Source organism: Polycladomyces subterraneus, from assembly GCF_030433435.1.
Taxonomy (GTDB): Bacteria; Bacillota; Bacilli; order Thermoactinomycetales; family JIR-001; genus Polycladomyces; species Polycladomyces subterraneus.
Window position 1 is genome coordinate 23,105 of the sequence record NZ_JANRHH010000038.1, and the last position, 15,879, is coordinate 38,983.

Sequence of the window (15,879 nt, forward strand, 5' to 3'; positions counted from 1 at the left end):
ACTCACGGTTATCAGAAGCTGCTGTAGTCCGTCTCCAGCACCTTATAGTCGATGACTTCTTCAGGATGGTTGCGCAGCTCGATGATGTAATCAAAATCATCCAGTGTGTATTCAGTTTCCCGCACGAAAATGTCCGGATGTTCGATCACTTTGGTTGCCGGCATCCGGATAATTTCGCGTACCAACATCGCATGGCGCTCGGTGGAGCGCATGGTGGAAACGATGCCGTCGATGATGTACACGTTCTGGGAGGTCATTTCGTCGTGGGCCAGCTGATTGCGGATCGTTTGCCTCAACAATGTGGAGGAGACAAAAATCCAGCGCTTATTGGCGCACACACTGGAAGCGACGATGGATTCCGTTTTCCCTACGCGTGGCATGCCGCGCACGCCGATCAGCTGATGACCTTCCTTTTTCAAGAGTTCAGCCATAAAATCCACCAACAACCCCAGCTCGTCGCGCGTGAATCGAAACGTGCGCTTGTCCTCCAGGCAACGGTCCAGGTAGCGGCCGTGACGGACCGCCATTCGATCCATCAGGGTGGGGGGGCGAAGCGCCGTTATCGTGATGTTGTCCACTTTGGTCAGAATAAGTTTGAGAGCGTCAATCTTTTCCCTGTCTTCTGTCCGAAGTAACATCCCCCTGCGTCGGTTTTCCACACCATTAATTGTCAAGATGTTTATGGAAAGCATCCCCAGCAACGAAGCGATGTCTCCCAGCAATCCTGGTCTGTTTTTATGTATTTGATACTCTAGATACCAGTCGTGGTCACTCATCGCGGCACACCTTTCATGAAATCTTCACGCATCTGTACACAAACAGATGAGTCTACCAAATTTGTTTAATAGTATATCACATGTTTCACTGTTCGCGTATCCTTTTTAACAAAGAAATCCTTTTGTAACATAAATGAAACGCCCCGCAAAATCTGGGCGTTTCATTTATTTAAGTCTTTTATTTTACTTTTTGCCATCATTAACCATTTTCACCATCAACCCAGCGATTGTGCGCTGTTCTTCTTCGTTGGCTACACTCCACAATTCCTTGAGCAATTTCTCTTGTTGATTTTCGGGATTTACCCCTTGAGCTAGATAATCGCCGATCTGGTAAGCCAACTCATTGATCGTTTCCTGGTTCATGCCCATGCCTTCCGCTTGGTTGACACGTTGGGACAAGAAATTTTTCCATTCCTGAAAATCGCTCAAAATGGACACCGAATACCCTCCTTTGTCATCCCTATCGGGTTTACGCATAATATGATCGTTCCCGATGTTTTTTATGCAACCATGAATAAGGAGGTGGGGAATGGCGCAGGATAAAATAGGAAAACAAACGTCCACAAAGGGGATGTAATCAACATGCCAATCGATTCGAAACGACGCCCTTTCCTCCAATGGACCCGGTTCCTACCCCAATCGGATCGTTTTCCCCTTTCCCTGCACCTTCGACCGCACGAAATCCTGCTCCTTTGTCCAGCCCAGTTATCTCACGATAGCCGGAATGCCTATCAGACATTGTCCCAACGTTACGCCATCGCTGTCATGTCCTTGGATGAAGCCCTTCCCAGGGAAATGTGGGCATCCGTACGATTCGTATTGACTTTGGAACAATTGTCGCTCACTAACATTCCATATATTTCTGGATGCCGTTGTCTCCGTTTGGTGGATGCCGGTCCTGTCGAAGTGGAAGAAACCGTCCGTTACCTTCTGGGACTGCGTCCATTGCCGAGTTAAATCGTATTACGGATACCATCCCCCGTTGACATGCAGAACCTGTCCGGTGAGATAACCGGCTTCCTCCCTGCAAAGAAATGCGGTCAATGCAGCGATGTCGGCAGGACGTCCCAAACGCCCTACCGGAATTTCGTCAACCAGAGCTGAACGTTCCTCCTCTGCTAGTTGCGCCCTCAGCATATCCGTCTCAATGGCGCCGGGGGCCACCGCATTGACCGTGATTCCGGAAGGTCCCAACTCTTTGGCCAATGAGCGAGCCATCCCGTTGACCGCGCCTTTGGCAGCCGAGTACAAGGCTTCCCCCGCACCACCGGACTCGCCCCAAATCGAGGAAAGCAACACGATTCTACCGAATTTTCGAGATAACATGTTGGGTAGACAAGCTTGGATGAGATGAATCGCTCCCTTGATATGTGTATCAAACACGGTGGCATATTGATCGTCCGTCACATCCTGAATCAATCCGATCCCGGCTACCCCCGCATTGTGTACCAAAATCAACGGCGGACCCAATTCGCACTTGACCCGTCGCACCATCTCCTCCACGTCGGATCGAGAGCGCACATCAGCCCGATACGCATATGCGTATCCCCCATGGCTCCGACACCGTTCCACGACTTCCTGCGCTTTAGTTTCCTCGGTCCGATAACCGACCGCCACCAATGCACCTTCTTGGGCCAAACGCTCGGCGATGGCAGCTCCAATCCCCCGACTGGCCCCCGTCACGACAGCCACCCGATCTTTCAACGGCATTGCGTTCATCTTACATCCCCCCATGCAAAAAGCGCCCAATCGGGCGCGTATTCGATGGAGCGAAACGGATTACGACCGAACTACCGATACCGCAAACCGGTCCCAGTTGACATGCTCGCGCATCCGTTCATTCACTTCCTCCGGCGTCAACGATTCCAGAAGCGGGATGAGGCGGAACAAATCTGCACCGTTAAAACGATACCGGGTGAACTGATTGGCGATCCACTCCGGCGAGTTGAGATAGCGAAGATATTGACCGATCTTTTTCTTGCGGATTCGCTCAAAGGAATCAGTTTGAATCCCGGTTTGCACGCGTTGGGGCAACTCATTTTCCACCCGTTGCGTCAGTTTGTCCGGATCGGGCGTATCGCCGCCAACAATGGAAAAGCCGTACCCTTGCTCCAAGGAATAGTCGAATCCGAAATTGTCGTCGATCAAGCCATCATCATACAGCGATTGATACAGATCGGAACCAGGACCGAACAGCGCTTCGAGAACTAATTGTGTTGCCAGTTCCTGTTTGAGGAAATCATCGCCCGTCAACCCGAGCCGGTGCTCCTTGAAACCGAACAGGCATTTGGGAATTCCGACTGTCAACCGAATCTCCTTCCGCTTTTCAGCCACCGTCTCCGGCTCCTCGGGATAGAAACGCTTGATTTCAGCTTTTTTGTCGAACGGCTTGGCGGCCTGATTTTCCCGAATCCACTGCATGGTGGTCTCGGGGTCGATGGAACCGACCACAAACAACAACATGTTGCTGGGATGATAAAACGTCTCGTAGCATTTGTACAACGTCTCTTTGTCAATTTTGGCGATCGACTCCACCGTTCCCGCGATGTCGATCCGTACCGGATGACGATGGTACATCGCCTCGATCAGACCAAAGTACGACCGCCATTCAGGATTATCGTCGTACATGCGGATTTCCTGTCCGATGATCCCTTTTTCTTTCTCCACATTTTCATCTGTGAAATATGGCCGTTGCACAAAATCGATCAGAGTCATCAAATTTTCCTTGATCTGATCAGTCGCCGAAAACAGATACGCAGTCCGGTCGAAGCTGGTAAACGCGTTGGCCGAAGCTCCCTGTTTGGAAAAACGGGTGAAGACGTCTCCGTCCTCTTCTTCAAACATTTTGTGCTCCAAAAAGTGGGCGATCCCGTCCGGAACCTGGATCTCCTCTTCACCAGGAGGTTGAAAATGATTGTCGATCGACCCGTATCGGGTGGTAAAAGTGGCATACGTTTTGAAAAAGCCCGGCTTCGGCAGGAGATACACTTCCAGGCCGTTGGGCAGCTGTTCATGATAGAGCGTTTCTTTCAATTGGGGATGTTCAATTTGCTGCATCTGCCGTTCCCTCCCCCTTGTCGCGCAGGAAATAGATGGTGTCCAACTGTACTTTTTCCGCCACGCGTTGCACATCCGCTTTGGTGACTTGTTTCAGTTCTTCCACCAATTGTTCCAATGGGCGTGGTCTGCCGCTCAAGATCGAATGGTATTCCGCGTCAATCAAGTCGTAAGAGCGATCCTGCCGTTCTCGCAATTGGTTGATCAACGTAGCTCTGGTTTGCTCCAATTCCACATCATTGATATCACCTTGCCGCATGGCGTCCAACTGCTTACGGATAATATCGACCGCCCGTTGGTAGTTGGCGATTTCGATCCCCGACTGAATCGTCATGATGCCCTTGTGACTCTCCAGCCGCGAGGATGCGTAATAAGCCAAGCTCGCTTTTTCACGCACGTTGACAAACAGCTTGGAATGCGGAAATCCGCCCAGAATACCGTTGTACATCATTAGCGCGACATAATCGTTGTCGCAGATGGAGACCTGCGTGCGGCAACCCAAGTTCAGCTTGCCTTGCTTCACATCCAAACGGTCCACCACTTCTTTGACCTCACGCACAGTATGCCGCACCTCGCCCGTTTCCACGGGCACACGTTCCGATTGTTCGGTCGGAAAATGTCGCTCCACCAGCCGAACCACCTCATCGACCGACACATTGCCGACAAAGAATAGATCGATAGGACGACGGCTGATCAGATCACGATAATATGTATACAACGATTGGGCATCGATGTGATCCAAATCCTCCGAACTGCCGTAAGTGAACAAACTGTACGGTTCCCCTGCGCACATTTCTTCGATGCATCGTTGGGCAGCATAGCGGATTTTATCGTCCTTCAAACTTTCGATTTTTTGTTTGAGATTCTTTTTCTCCGCCGCCACGTAAGATTCCTTAAATCCGCCGTTTTCCGTGACGGGTCGCAGCAACACCTCACTCAGAAACGCGACGCCCTCTTCCAAGAGAGAAGCTGAAGCGCGCAAATATTGTTCGTTGGCGATCTCCAATCCCACTTGCAGTACATGACGCTCCCCTCGTTTGTATACATCGGCGAAGAGATTGGCACCGTACAGCTCTTCCAATCGCTGTTTCAACTGTAAAGTCGTGGGATAGCTTTCCGTTCCCCGTTGCAACACTTGGGGTAACAACGCCGTTTTTGTGACGATTTGCGGTGACAGTTCCTGTTGGATCATAGCAGATAGGGTGTTGGTTTTAAATTTATCCGTTGCACATACATGAACACGCAAATTGCCGACCGGAATCGATTGAAAACGAGCGTAGCTCACACGCACACCTCTCCTTCTGCTGATTCACACAATCACTTTTTTCATTATAGCGTAACAAACATTCGTTCCTCTAGGTGTTGCTATCTTTATTATGGCCGCGGTCAAGAAATTCCATCCTTTCTGCTCATGAACGAATCCACTCGATTGGGGTCATACTATGACGGACAAACGCGTTGAAGAGAGGATGGGGGAAATGAGCAAACGAGTGCTTTTGCTACTCGCCATGCTGATGATCTTCGTTATTGTTGTTCCATCTGTGATCCCGAAACCGGCACCCTCACCCGAACTGTCATCACGTCCGAAACGAACCGTCGTGGTTTTGCTGGCTGATTCGCTCACGGCCCACGCTATTGATGAAGGGATTCGTCTCGGGCGCCTGCCGACCCTGTCTCGTTTGATCCGTCACGGACAATACAAAAAAGACATGGTCAGCGTGTTTCCCACGATGAGCGTGGTGATTGACCAATCCCTGATGACCGGTACCTATCCCGATCAGCACCGCATTCCGGCTTTGCAATGGTACGATCCTCAGGAGGGACGGGTCATCAACTACGGCGATACGTTTGCCCACGTGCGTCAGCAAGGGTTCTTGCGTACCGCACGTTGGTTTCTGGACTACAATCGGCGCCACCTCAATCCACGGACACAAACCATTCATGAAGCGCTTCTACGTAAAGGATACCTTTCCGGTTCCATTAACATGACTGCGTATCGCGGACCGTTTCTTCACCCCATCCCGTTCACCGGACAAACCACCCGGGGGCCCGCTTGGTTTGCACTGGGTCCTTATGTTTCCCGTACGCGTCCTGACGGGGACGAAACGACGACCCTGTCACCGACACTATATCGTAACAAGGACGGACTCCGATTGTTGTCCCGCTGGTTGCGCGATCCCAACCATCCCGACCTGATGATGGTGTATCTGCCGGACACGGACAAAGCCGCACATCGATTGGGTCCCAACAGATGGACACCCGTCGCTAAATTAGACCGGGAATTGCAAAAGCTCATCGCGTCCTTGGGGTCTTGGGATTCGGTCCTACGGCAACATGTGTTCGTCCTGATGGGAGACAGCGGGGTCGTTGCCGGAAAACAGGATGCCAAGTACCTGATCACGTTAAATAAACTGGCTTCTCCCTATCGGTTACTGCCTTATGGTGTCTCAAAACGTGAACGGAACGCCGATGTAGCCATCGCCTCCAATGAACGGATGGCTGTTGTTCACCCCTTGCGGGCAGGTGTTTCGTTGGACCGGTTGATCGAAAAATACCGGGGCATTCCTGGAATTGATTGGGTGATCATTCAAAAAGGACGAGATATCCTGGTATGGCAGGGGTCTCGCCAACTTCGTTTCCGTTCGGCGGGGCAATGGCGGGATCCCTACGGGCAAACATGGCACCTGGAAGGAGATCCACACGTGTTGGATCTTCAATTGGACCCTCAGCGCCATCTGGTTCAATTCGGTCGATATCCCGACGCCCTGCGACTAGTGAAAGGGGGCATCGGTGCCCAACGCGGACCTTGTGTCATGTTGACCTCCCTTCCGGGATACGAATTTGAATGGGGCACTTCATCCCTGCCCAACCGCGGTAGCCACGGCGGTGCCAGCAGACAGGAACTGCTCGTTCCCATTGTGGTGAGCGACAACTCTCTCCCCCTGCCGCGAATGCTAAGGGTGGTGGATTTGAAACAGTGGCTGATCCGGCTGGTGGAAGTGCAACACCATCCTGTCAGCCCACGCTGACGAAAAACCTCGTCTCAAATGGACACGGTGAGACTGTTGGAGGCTACGTCGATGAAAGTGACGCGCAAGAACCCCGGCGATGTCGCTCCTCCCATCGGGGCTTAGACACATCTCTCCATTGTGCCGAGTGGAGTTGATCTGTTTGTTCTTTCGGGTCAGGTTGGGACAGAGACCGAAGGGGATCTTCCATACGATGCAGATGGACAATGCGCAACGCCATGAACAACGTGTTGCGCATGTTCAACGGTGAAGGCGTAAGCGCGGAAGGAATCATCAAAGTCAATATCTGGTTGACCGAACCGATTAAACGGGATCGCTTCATTGAAAGTTGGAGCAAATTTCATGGCGGAACACCACCGGCGACGACCATGGCCTATGTCAACGCATTGGCTCAACCCGCCCTTAAGCGTGGGCAGTGCAATGGTGATTGGTTGAACTCAATTCCAGCGTAAACGACTGTTTGCCATTGTCGCTCACCCAATGTGGGTAAAGAGGGGGCTTTCCTCTTCAAATTCTACTCGAAGAAAACCTGAACCCCATCCATTGAGGACGGGGTTCAGGTTGTGTTACCGGCTGTCTTTTTCATACGGTTTGCCGATCGCCGCCGGGGCTTCCGCCCTCCCGACGAAACCGGCCAATGCAAGAATCGTCAGCACGTAAGGCAGCATATTGAGCACTTCGCTCGGTACATACTGTGTCCATCCGAACAATTGCCCTATCAAGGCCAATGACACCGCGAATCCAAAGAAAAGTGCGGCGAAAAAGGCGCCAAGCGGATGCCATTTGCCGAAGATCAACGCGGCTAGTGCGATGAACCCTTGTCCAGCCACAGTGGATTGGTTGAACTCACTGCCGATGGCGATCGACAACCCCGCACCGCCCAGACCGGCGAGCGCACCACTGATCATTACCGCTACATAACGCATCCGGATCACGGAAACGCCAGCCGTCTCCGCCGCTTTGGGATGTTCCCCCACCGCACGCAGGCGCATCCCGAAGGGGGTGTAATACAGGATAAAGTAGGAAGCTGCCACGATGACAAAAGCCAGATACGTCGTGGGAAACGCGTTAAACAACGCGGGACCAATCACGGGAATGCTGCTCAGCCCCGGAATCGGCATGCGGGACAACGTTTCCTGCACCACGGGCGTTTGTGCCTCCCCGTTGTACAGGTGTTTCACCAGGTAAACAGACAAACCGAATGCCAGAAAGTTGATTGCCACACCGCTGACCACCTGATCCGCTTTAAACGTGATCGAGGCCACGGCATGCGGCAGAGCAAATAATATGCCGGCCACCATCGCTGCCAATAACCCCAGCCACGGATTGCCGGTGAAGATCGTCGTCACCGCGGCGGCGAACGCTCCGATCGTCATTAAGCCTTCCAACGCGATGTTGACCACACCGGAGCGCTCCGAATACAGCCCGCCCATAGCAGCCAAGATGAGTGGGGTCGAATACAATACAGTTGTTTGCAAGACGTTGGTCAATGTGTTAAGCATACTATGCTCCCCTCCCTTTTTTCAGCGACCGAAAACAACCCAGTATCCACCCAGACACATTGGCCGCCACGAAGAGGATGATCGCCGCAAACACGATCCGAATCACTTCAAATGGAACCTGCGCTGCAAACTGCATGTTGTTTCCTCCGTACGTCAATACCCCGAACAATACTGCCGACAAAACGACACCGATCGGCGTGTTGCCTCCCAAGAGCGCCACTGCGATGCCGTCAAAACCGATGCCGGTGAATCCTCCTTGAATGGCCAAATATCCTTGCGTGCCCAGCAGCTCTCCTGCCCCCGCCAAACCGGCGAAAAATCCACTGATCATCATAGAGAGGATGATGTTCCGATCCACACGCATGCCTGCATATTCGGATGCGTGCGGGTTGTAACCGACAGCGCGGAGTTCGAAACCCAGCTTGGTCCGCCACAGCAGGTAGTACATCACAAAGGCCATCAAAAGAGCGATGATGATGCCGAAATGAATGCGCGCTCCCCCGAACATAGCGGACAACACACTCCATTGCAGGGAGGCCGTATCGGCAATCCGGTCCGTGGAGTCGGCACCAGACGTCAGCCACGTTCGCACCAGCACATTGGACAAATACAACGCGATAAAGTTCAGCATGATGGTGGTGATTACCTCATGCACACCGCGCTTGGCCTTCAACAATCCAGGCAGGTATGCCCAGATCGCACCCGCCAATCCACCAGCGATCACAGCAACCAACGCGTGCACGATCGGCGGAAGATGCAGTTTCAATCCCACAATCACCGCCGCCAATTGACCCATAATGAATTGACCTTCCACTCCGATGTTGAACAAGCCGGTGCGGAACGCCAGCGCCACGGCTAATCCGGTCAAAATCAGCGGAGAGATGGTTCGGATTGTCTCGCCCAAATCATACGGTTGGAACAACGCGTTTTGAAACAACGCACCGTAGGCCAGGATCGGACTGTATCCGGCGGCGATCATGGCGATGGCACCGACCAACAGGCCCAGCACCACGGAGATCAGCGATACCCAGAACGACGATCGTCGATTGATTTTGGACATCACTTGCATCAGGCCAACACCTCCGCTTCCGTGGTGCTTCCCGCCATCAGAAGCCCCAACTGTTCCTCGGTGGCTGTTTTCGGGTCCACCCATCCCACGATTTTTCCTTCATAGATTACCGCGATGCGATCGCTTAACTTCAACACTTCATCCAACTCCAACGAAATCAACAAAACAGCTTTCCCCTTGTCCCGCTGTTCCACCAATTTGCGATGGATGAATTCAATCGCTCCGACATCCAGCCCCCGTGTGGGTTGCGCGGCGATCAACAGATCCGGGTCGCGATCCACTTCTCTGGCGATGATCGCCTTTTGTTGGTTCCCACCGGACAATGCCCGAGCTGGTGTGTACACGTCGGGAGTCCGCACATCGAATTCCTCGATCAATCGGTTGGCGTATTGGTAAATCTCCGGATATTGCAAAGCCAATCCTTTGGAAAACGGAGATTGATAATAAGTCTGCAACACGATGTTTTCACCCATATCGAAGTCCAGCACCAGACCGCGTTTGTGACGGTCTTCGGGAATGTGACCCACACCCGCTTCCGTAATTTTTCGCGGCCGTTCGTTGGTAATGTTTTGCCCCTTTAGCTTGATCGTGCCTGATTGAGCCCGACGCAATCCGGTGATCGCTTCGATCAGTTCGGTTTGACCATTCCCGTCCACACCGGCAATCCCGATGATTTCTCCTGCGTGCACTGTCAGGTCCAAACCGCGAACCACTTCCACGCCTCGTGAATCTTTTACAGTCAGGTTTTCGATTTCCAGCACCGGTTCTTTTGCTTGAGCCGGTTCTTTGTCAATGTCAAACGAAACTTCACGGCCCACCATCAGCGCGGCCAATTCCTTTTCGTTCGTTTCTTTCACCGGCAGGGATTGGATCACTTTGCCGCGACGAATCACCGTGACTGTATCGCAAATGCGCATGATTTCTTTTAGTTTGTGCGTGATGAAAATGATCGTTTTTCCTTCACGCACCAGATGATGCATGATCTCGATGAGCTCGTCGATTTCCTGCGGTGCCAGCACGGCTGTCGGTTCGTCAAAAATCAGGATGTCTGCCCCGCGGTACAATGTTTTCAAAATCTCCACACGTTGTTGCATCCCTACCGAGATATCGCGGATCTTCGCTTTGGGATCGACGCGAAGTCCGTATCGGTCGGACAGCTCCTTTACTTTTTGTTCCGCCTGACGTCGTTGAACCACGCCGCCCTTGGTCGGCTCAGCACCGAGGATAATGTTATCCGTCACGGTGAACGGTTCCACGAGCATGAAATGTTGGTGTACCATACCGATCCCCAGTTCGTTGGCCACTGTCGGACTGGTGATGCGAACAGGCTTTCCTTTGATAAGAATCTCGCCCTCATCAGGCTGATACAGCCCGAATAATATATTCATCAGCGTCGATTTGCCTGCCCCGTTTTCTCCCAACAGGGCATGAATCTCTCCCTGCTTGATGGTCAAATCGACGCGATCGTTGGCCACAATTCCCGGAAAGCGCTTCGTGATTCCGCGCATTTCCACGACATTCATGACGTTTCCCCCTTCCTTCGGCGTAAGGGTAAAAAGGGCTAGCGGTCGCTAGCCCCGGATGGTTGGTATCCCATTCGTACCCGATTGATTGGATTATTGGGTGGGAACCTTAATTTCGCCTTTGATGATTTTTTGTTTGAACTCCTCGACCTTGTCCAGCACTTGTTTTGGAACGTTTTTGCTGGTGGTCGGAGCAATGCCCACACCGTTTTCCTTCAGGCCCAGCTGCACTTCCTTACCACCGTCAAACTTGTTTTCTTTGATGTTTTTAATTTCGTTGAACACCGCTACATCGACGCGTTTCACCATCGAACTCAGCGTATGATCTGGTGCGAGTCGGGATTGATCCATGTCGACGCCAATCGCCCAGAATTTCCCTTTCGGACGGGTTTTCACCTCGTCAAACAAGCCTTTTCCTGTTGCACCCGCCGCATGGTAGATGACATCTATACCGCTGTCGTACATATTGGCCGCCAATGAACGACCTTTAGCCGCGTCAGCGAAGGTTTCCGCGTAAGCCACCTCCACGGTCGCTTTTGGATTGACGGCTTTGACACCTGCACGATAACCAGCTTCAAATTTTTTGATCAACGGAGAGGAAATCCCTCCGATGAAACCAACTTTGTTGGTTTTGGTCATCAATCCGGCAATCACGCCCATCAGGAACGATCCTTCATTTTCTTTGAAGGTGACAGCCACCACGTTTTTCGGGATTTTTCCGTTCAGGTTGTGGTCGACAATGCCGAACTTCTGATTGGGGAATTGGTTGGCCACTTGCGGGATCGCCTTGTCAAACTTGAACCCGATTCCCCACGTGATGCTGCGTCCCTCCCGAGCAAACTTGGTCAGGTTGGGAACATAATCATCATCCCGCTTGGATTCCACGTAACGGATATCAGCGCCCAATTCCTTTTTGGCTTTTTCCATCCCAGCCCAAGCGGTCTGGTTGAATGATTCGTCATTGATACCGCCGGTGTCGGTCACCAATCCGGCAGACAGGCCACCTTTTCCGCCCGGAGCTTTAGCCGGCGCGCAGCCGACGGCCGTGAATACCAATGCTGCGCAGAGCAATAGAGAAATCCACACTTTCTTTTTCATACTTGCTCCTCCTTATTTCCATGATCGGGCTTGTAACATGCAACCAACCAAGCAGTGCGGTTTCGTCCCTATTAGTACTGACCCACCACCGCTTCAAACATGCGCCCCCTTGAGCAAACCCGGATGGTTGAAATCGCTTACAAGCCGTCCTGGATGGACAGGGAAGGGCGTACCGCCAAAAAGAAAAAGTCGGCTTATGTATCCGAAACGAGACATTCAGTCAGGCGATGCGACCTTCCCCTGAAAACCACCGCCGGGTGGTTCCTTCATTGTTATACCATGTGTGTATTCAATTTTCTACTCTTTTGTTTCCTTCCACTTTTAGACAATCTCGGTATCAACCTGAACGGTTTTGCGCTTTCCATTGTTCCGGTGTCATCCGCACCTCTCGCGGTTTGCTGCCTTCATACGGCCCAACAATACCGTGACTTTCCATCATGTCGATCAAGCGGGCAGCGCGGGTATAGCCGATGCGCAAGCGGCGCTGAAGAAGAGAAACTGAAGCAGTCTTGGCTTCCACTACCACTTGCACCGCTTGCGGATACAGCTCATCGTCCACTTCTTCCTGTTCCGTCACCTCATGATCTTTCGGAATCATCGCCTCATGGTACCGCGCCTGTTGTTGTCCTTTGACGAACTGAACCACCGCTTCCACTTCCCGATCTGTCACCAATGCACCTTGCACGCGGATCGGTTTGTTGGCGCCCATTGGCAGAAAGAGCATGTCACCACGTCCCAATAACTTTTCCGCTCCCCCCATATCCAGGATTGTACGGGAATCGGCTTGGGATGAAACGCCGAAGGCGATCCGGGAAGGTATGTTGGCTTTGATGACGCCGGTGATAACATCAACGGACGGACGCTGCGTGGCCAAAATCAGATGAATGCCCGCCGCTCGCGCCATCTGCGCCAGACGGCAGATGGCATCTTCGACATCAGCCGGCGCCACCATCATCAAATCGGCCAATTCGTCCACGATGACGACGATATATGGCAGCGGAGCAGCATCTCCCATCTTTTTGTCCATAACCATCTGATTAAATCGCACGATATCCCGTGCCCCCGATTTGGCGAATAGCTCGTAACGCTTTTCCATCTCCGCGACCACTTTTTTCAGTGCGATCGCCGCCTTGCGGGGATCGGTCACCACAGGAGCCAACAGATGAGGAATCCCGTTGTATATGTTAAGCTCCACCATTTTGGGATCAATCATCATCAGTTTGACCTCGTTCGGTTTGGCTTTGTACAACAGACTGGTGATCATCCCGTTGATGCATACACTTTTACCCGACCCGGTCGCACCGGCCACCAACAAATGCGGCATCTTGGCCAGATCGCCGACAATCGGTTCCCCGGAGATATCCCTTCCCAGGGCAATGCTCAGCTTGGAGGTCGATTCATGATATTGCGCGCTTTCCAATACTTCACGTAAGCTGACGATCGCTACTTCCTTGTTGGGCACCTCAATCCCGACCGCCGATTTTCCCGGGATGGGCGCCTCGATTCTAATATCCTTGGCCGCTAGCGCCAATGCCAAATCGTCCGCTAAATTGACGATACGGCTCACTTTGACGCCAATGTCCGGCTGCACCTCATACCGTGTCACCGACGGTCCTCGATGGATTTGCATCACTTTTGCCTTCACACCGAAACTTTCCAATGTCGCTTCCAGTTTTTTGGCGTTGGCGGTCATATCCTGTCGTTCCCGTGCTTTCCCTGTCTTTTTTGGCTTGTCCAACAACGAATAAGCGGGCAATTGGTACGATTCAGGCGAAACCACCGGATCTGTTTGCAACTGGACGACGATGGACTCGTTCTTGTCGGTCTTGCGTGTGGATGTTTTTTCTTGCTGCTTGGGGACGGAAGAGATACCCGCTTCTGTTTCCGGTCCATCCGTATCCATCACGGTGGTTTCTTGGGCTTTTTCGGTGAAATCGTGAATCACTGGAATCTCATCGTTCTCTCCCTTGACTGCTTCCGGCTCGGTCCGTTTGGATTTTTTGGTCGCCCTCTCCGTTTTCCCCAGTCTCCAAACACTGTTCATCCATTGTTTCCACATCGCCCATCGTTGCAACCATCGCGATTTGCCCAGTCGCAGCAATTGAACAAAGGAAAATCCTGTCATCAACAACAAACCGGCCGCCGCCATCGCCGCAGAAGCCAACGGTGTTCCCGAATCATCAAATAAATAATGGAATAATGCGTAGAACAGGGCGCCCACCATTCCGCCACCGATATCCGTCGGCAAACGGGAATTCCTTTCATCCAAAATCGCTTGCCAGGTGGTGAGCAGTATAGGCCCCTCTTTTCCATGTTCACGCAATTGATCAAACATGCTCATATGGTTAAATACCAGGAACGCGACCAAAAACAAAACGGTTCCGGTCCACCGCGGTGTCCATTCCAACGGCCAGCGGCGCTTGATCATCACATAGACGCCCAACACGGTTGTAGCGGTCGGAATCAAGAAGTTCCAGTTGCCGATCAACATCCGGCAAACGTAAGTAAGCGAACGTCCCACCGCTCCAAGTCCTGCGATCGTCACCACCGACAACGTCAGAATGAGAATCCCATAGAGCTCAAACTGAATCGCCCGCTGAATCTGTTCATTGCGTTTGGTTTTGCCTTTGGCCATGCAGATCCCCTTTTCATCTTACGCTTATGCTGATCATCTACGTTGGAACTCCAAATTCAAGTCTGAAAGAGCGCAAAATTACGCCTATTCCAGGTCATCCTGAGTCGGGTGATCCTTATGTTCGATGGAAAAAGGTCACCCTTCTCTTGCTTCGACAAATGAACGGACACTCCTTCGGAATCAGTCGCCCCATTTCAGGGGAATCCGATTTCCCGGTTGAAACTTGGGATTTAAATAATCTTGCGGATTGGGGGAAAGCAGGCGTACGATACGTGCTTCGGACGGTCCGGTCCACTCGATCAGCATATGAACACCATTGACCTTCGTTTCCTGGTATTTTGGTTGGTTTTCAGGGTCCTCAAAAACCAGTTCCAACGGCATGACGGAGTAGTGGATCATTGTAAGGGTTGCTCCTTTCGCGCCCGGATCATCCGGTTCAACTCGACCATGGCGTCACCCAATCCTCCCAGCCTGTCGATCAAACCAAATTTCACTGCGTCAGTACCGACTACATTGGTGCCGATATCCCTGGCCAACTCCCCGGTTCGGAACATCAATTCCCGGAACAGCTCCTCGGATATATTGGAATGACGGGCTACGAACCGGATTACCCGCTCTTGCATTTTTTCCAAGTATTCAAATGTCTGGGGAACACCGATGACCAAACCCGTCAACCTCACGGGATGAATCGTCATCGTGGCAGTCTCCGCGATGAAGCTGACATCGGCCGATACCGCGATCGGGACACCGATACTGTGACCGCCTCCCAGCACCAATGACACGGTTGGTTTACTCATGGTGGAAATCATCTCGGCGATCGCCAATCCCGCTTCCACATCGCCCCCCACCGTATTCAATACGATGATGATACCTTCAATCTGTGGATTCTGCTCGGCCGCTACCAGTTGCGGGATAATATGTTCGTACTTGGTCGTCTTGTTTTGCGAGGGAAGCACCAAATGTCCCTCGATCTGACCGATCACGGACAAACAATAAATGTTGGACTCCAATTGCGGCACATTGGATTGCCCCAATTGCTGAATCGCATTCATCACATTCCGCCGTTTCATTTCTTCCGCTCGTTCCGCTTCCGGTGTCGTCTGTTCCCGGTCCTGTTCCATCACGCATCCTCCTCGGCATTTTCCGTTAGTATGCGCAACGGTCACACGGGTTATCTGTCGGAAAGAAAA

The 15,879-nt window shown here is 52.2% G+C and carries 15 protein-coding genes; 3 read left to right on the forward strand and 12 right to left on the reverse strand.

Annotated elements, in window-relative coordinates; all coding sequences use genetic code 11:
• Positions 1 to 11: 11 nt before the first annotated feature.
• A complete protein-coding gene (locus NWF35_RS10985; RefSeq protein WP_301239107.1) occupies positions 12 to 776 on the reverse strand; it encodes a DUF3388 domain-containing protein in 765 nt (254 codons plus the stop codon).
• 183 nt (positions 777 to 959) lie between these two features.
• A complete protein-coding gene (locus tag NWF35_RS10990; RefSeq protein ID WP_212772416.1) occupies positions 960 to 1,214 on the reverse strand; it encodes a DUF3243 domain-containing protein in 255 nt (84 codons plus the stop codon).
• Between the two features lie 144 nt (positions 1,215 to 1,358).
• Here NWF35_RS10990 and NWF35_RS10995 point away from each other — a divergent pair, with 144 nt between their 5' ends.
• The gene (locus NWF35_RS10995; RefSeq protein ID WP_301239108.1) at positions 1,359 to 1,733 is read left to right on the forward strand and encodes a hypothetical protein; all 375 of its coding nucleotides are present in this window, start codon (positions 1,359 to 1,361) and stop codon (positions 1,731 to 1,733) included.
• Positions 1,734 to 1,739: 6 nt separating this feature from the next.
• Here the strand turns inward: NWF35_RS10995 and ymfI are convergent, their stop codons facing one another.
• The 3 genes from ymfI to yfmF are packed head-to-tail and all read right to left on the reverse strand — an operon-like array spanning position 1,740 to position 5,118.
• Positions 1,740 to 2,495 carry an elongation factor P 5-aminopentanone reductase gene (gene ymfI, locus NWF35_RS11000; protein ID WP_301239110.1) on the reverse strand — a complete coding sequence of 252 codons (756 nt, stop codon included), beginning with the start codon at positions 2,493 to 2,495 and terminating at the stop codon, positions 1,740 to 1,742.
• A gap of 60 nt (positions 2,496 to 2,555) precedes the next feature.
• Positions 2,556 to 3,833, reverse strand: coding sequence for an EF-P 5-aminopentanol modification-associated protein YfmH (gene yfmH / locus NWF35_RS11005; RefSeq protein WP_301239111.1), 1,278 nt, complete (start codon positions 3,831 to 3,833; stop codon positions 2,556 to 2,558).
• Positions 3,820 to 5,118 carry an EF-P 5-aminopentanol modification-associated protein YfmF gene (gene yfmF, locus NWF35_RS11010; RefSeq protein ID WP_301239112.1) on the reverse strand — a complete coding sequence of 433 codons (1,299 nt, stop codon included), beginning with the start codon at positions 5,116 to 5,118 and terminating at the stop codon, positions 3,820 to 3,822. The genes yfmH and yfmF overlap by 14 nt, the downstream gene beginning before the upstream one ends.
• 193 nt (positions 5,119 to 5,311) lie before the next feature.
• Here yfmF and NWF35_RS11015 point away from each other — a divergent pair, with 193 nt between their 5' ends.
• Positions 5,312 to 6,862 carry an alkaline phosphatase family protein gene (locus NWF35_RS11015; protein WP_301239114.1) on the forward strand — a complete coding sequence of 517 codons (1,551 nt, stop codon included), beginning with the start codon at positions 5,312 to 5,314 and terminating at the stop codon, positions 6,860 to 6,862.
• A gap of 206 nt (positions 6,863 to 7,068) precedes the next feature.
• Complete coding sequence (locus NWF35_RS11020) at positions 7,069 to 7,314, forward strand: hypothetical protein (RefSeq protein ID WP_301239116.1); 246 nt, start codon at positions 7,069 to 7,071, stop codon at positions 7,312 to 7,314.
• Between the two features lie 114 nt (positions 7,315 to 7,428).
• Here NWF35_RS11020 and NWF35_RS11025 read toward each other — a convergent pair whose 3' ends face one another.
• The 7 genes from NWF35_RS11025 to NWF35_RS11055 form a co-directional block, all read right to left on the reverse strand.
• Positions 7,429 to 8,364, reverse strand: coding sequence for an ABC transporter permease (locus tag NWF35_RS11025; RefSeq protein WP_301239117.1), 936 nt, complete (start codon positions 8,362 to 8,364; stop codon positions 7,429 to 7,431).
• A gap of 1 nt (position 8,365) precedes the next feature.
• On the reverse strand, positions 8,366 to 9,433 hold the full coding sequence (locus tag NWF35_RS11030) for an ABC transporter permease (RefSeq protein ID WP_301239118.1): 1,068 nt from the start codon (positions 9,431 to 9,433) through the stop codon (positions 8,366 to 8,368).
• Positions 9,433 to 10,956, reverse strand: a complete 1,524-nt coding sequence (locus NWF35_RS11035; protein WP_301239119.1) for an ABC transporter ATP-binding protein — start codon at positions 10,954 to 10,956, stop codon at positions 9,433 to 9,435. Before NWF35_RS11035 ends, NWF35_RS11030 begins: the two co-directional genes overlap by 1 nt.
• Positions 10,957 to 11,049: 93 nt before the next feature.
• Positions 11,050 to 12,054, reverse strand: a complete 1,005-nt coding sequence (locus tag NWF35_RS11040; protein ID WP_301239120.1) for a BMP family lipoprotein — start codon at positions 12,052 to 12,054, stop codon at positions 11,050 to 11,052.
• 337 nt (positions 12,055 to 12,391) lie between these two features.
• On the reverse strand, positions 12,392 to 14,689 hold the full coding sequence (locus NWF35_RS11045) for a DNA translocase FtsK (RefSeq protein WP_301239121.1): 2,298 nt from the start codon (positions 14,687 to 14,689) through the stop codon (positions 12,392 to 12,394).
• Between the two features lie 180 nt (positions 14,690 to 14,869).
• Positions 14,870 to 15,088 carry a YlzJ-like family protein gene (locus NWF35_RS11050; RefSeq protein WP_301239122.1) on the reverse strand — a complete coding sequence of 73 codons (219 nt, stop codon included), beginning with the start codon at positions 15,086 to 15,088 and terminating at the stop codon, positions 14,870 to 14,872.
• Positions 15,085 to 15,759: a ClpP family protease gene (locus NWF35_RS11055; RefSeq protein ID WP_435873881.1), complete on the reverse strand. Its 675-nt coding sequence runs from the start codon at positions 15,757 to 15,759 to the stop codon at positions 15,085 to 15,087. Before NWF35_RS11055 ends, NWF35_RS11050 begins: the two co-directional genes overlap by 4 nt.
• Between the last annotated feature and the right edge of the window lie 120 nt (positions 15,760 to 15,879).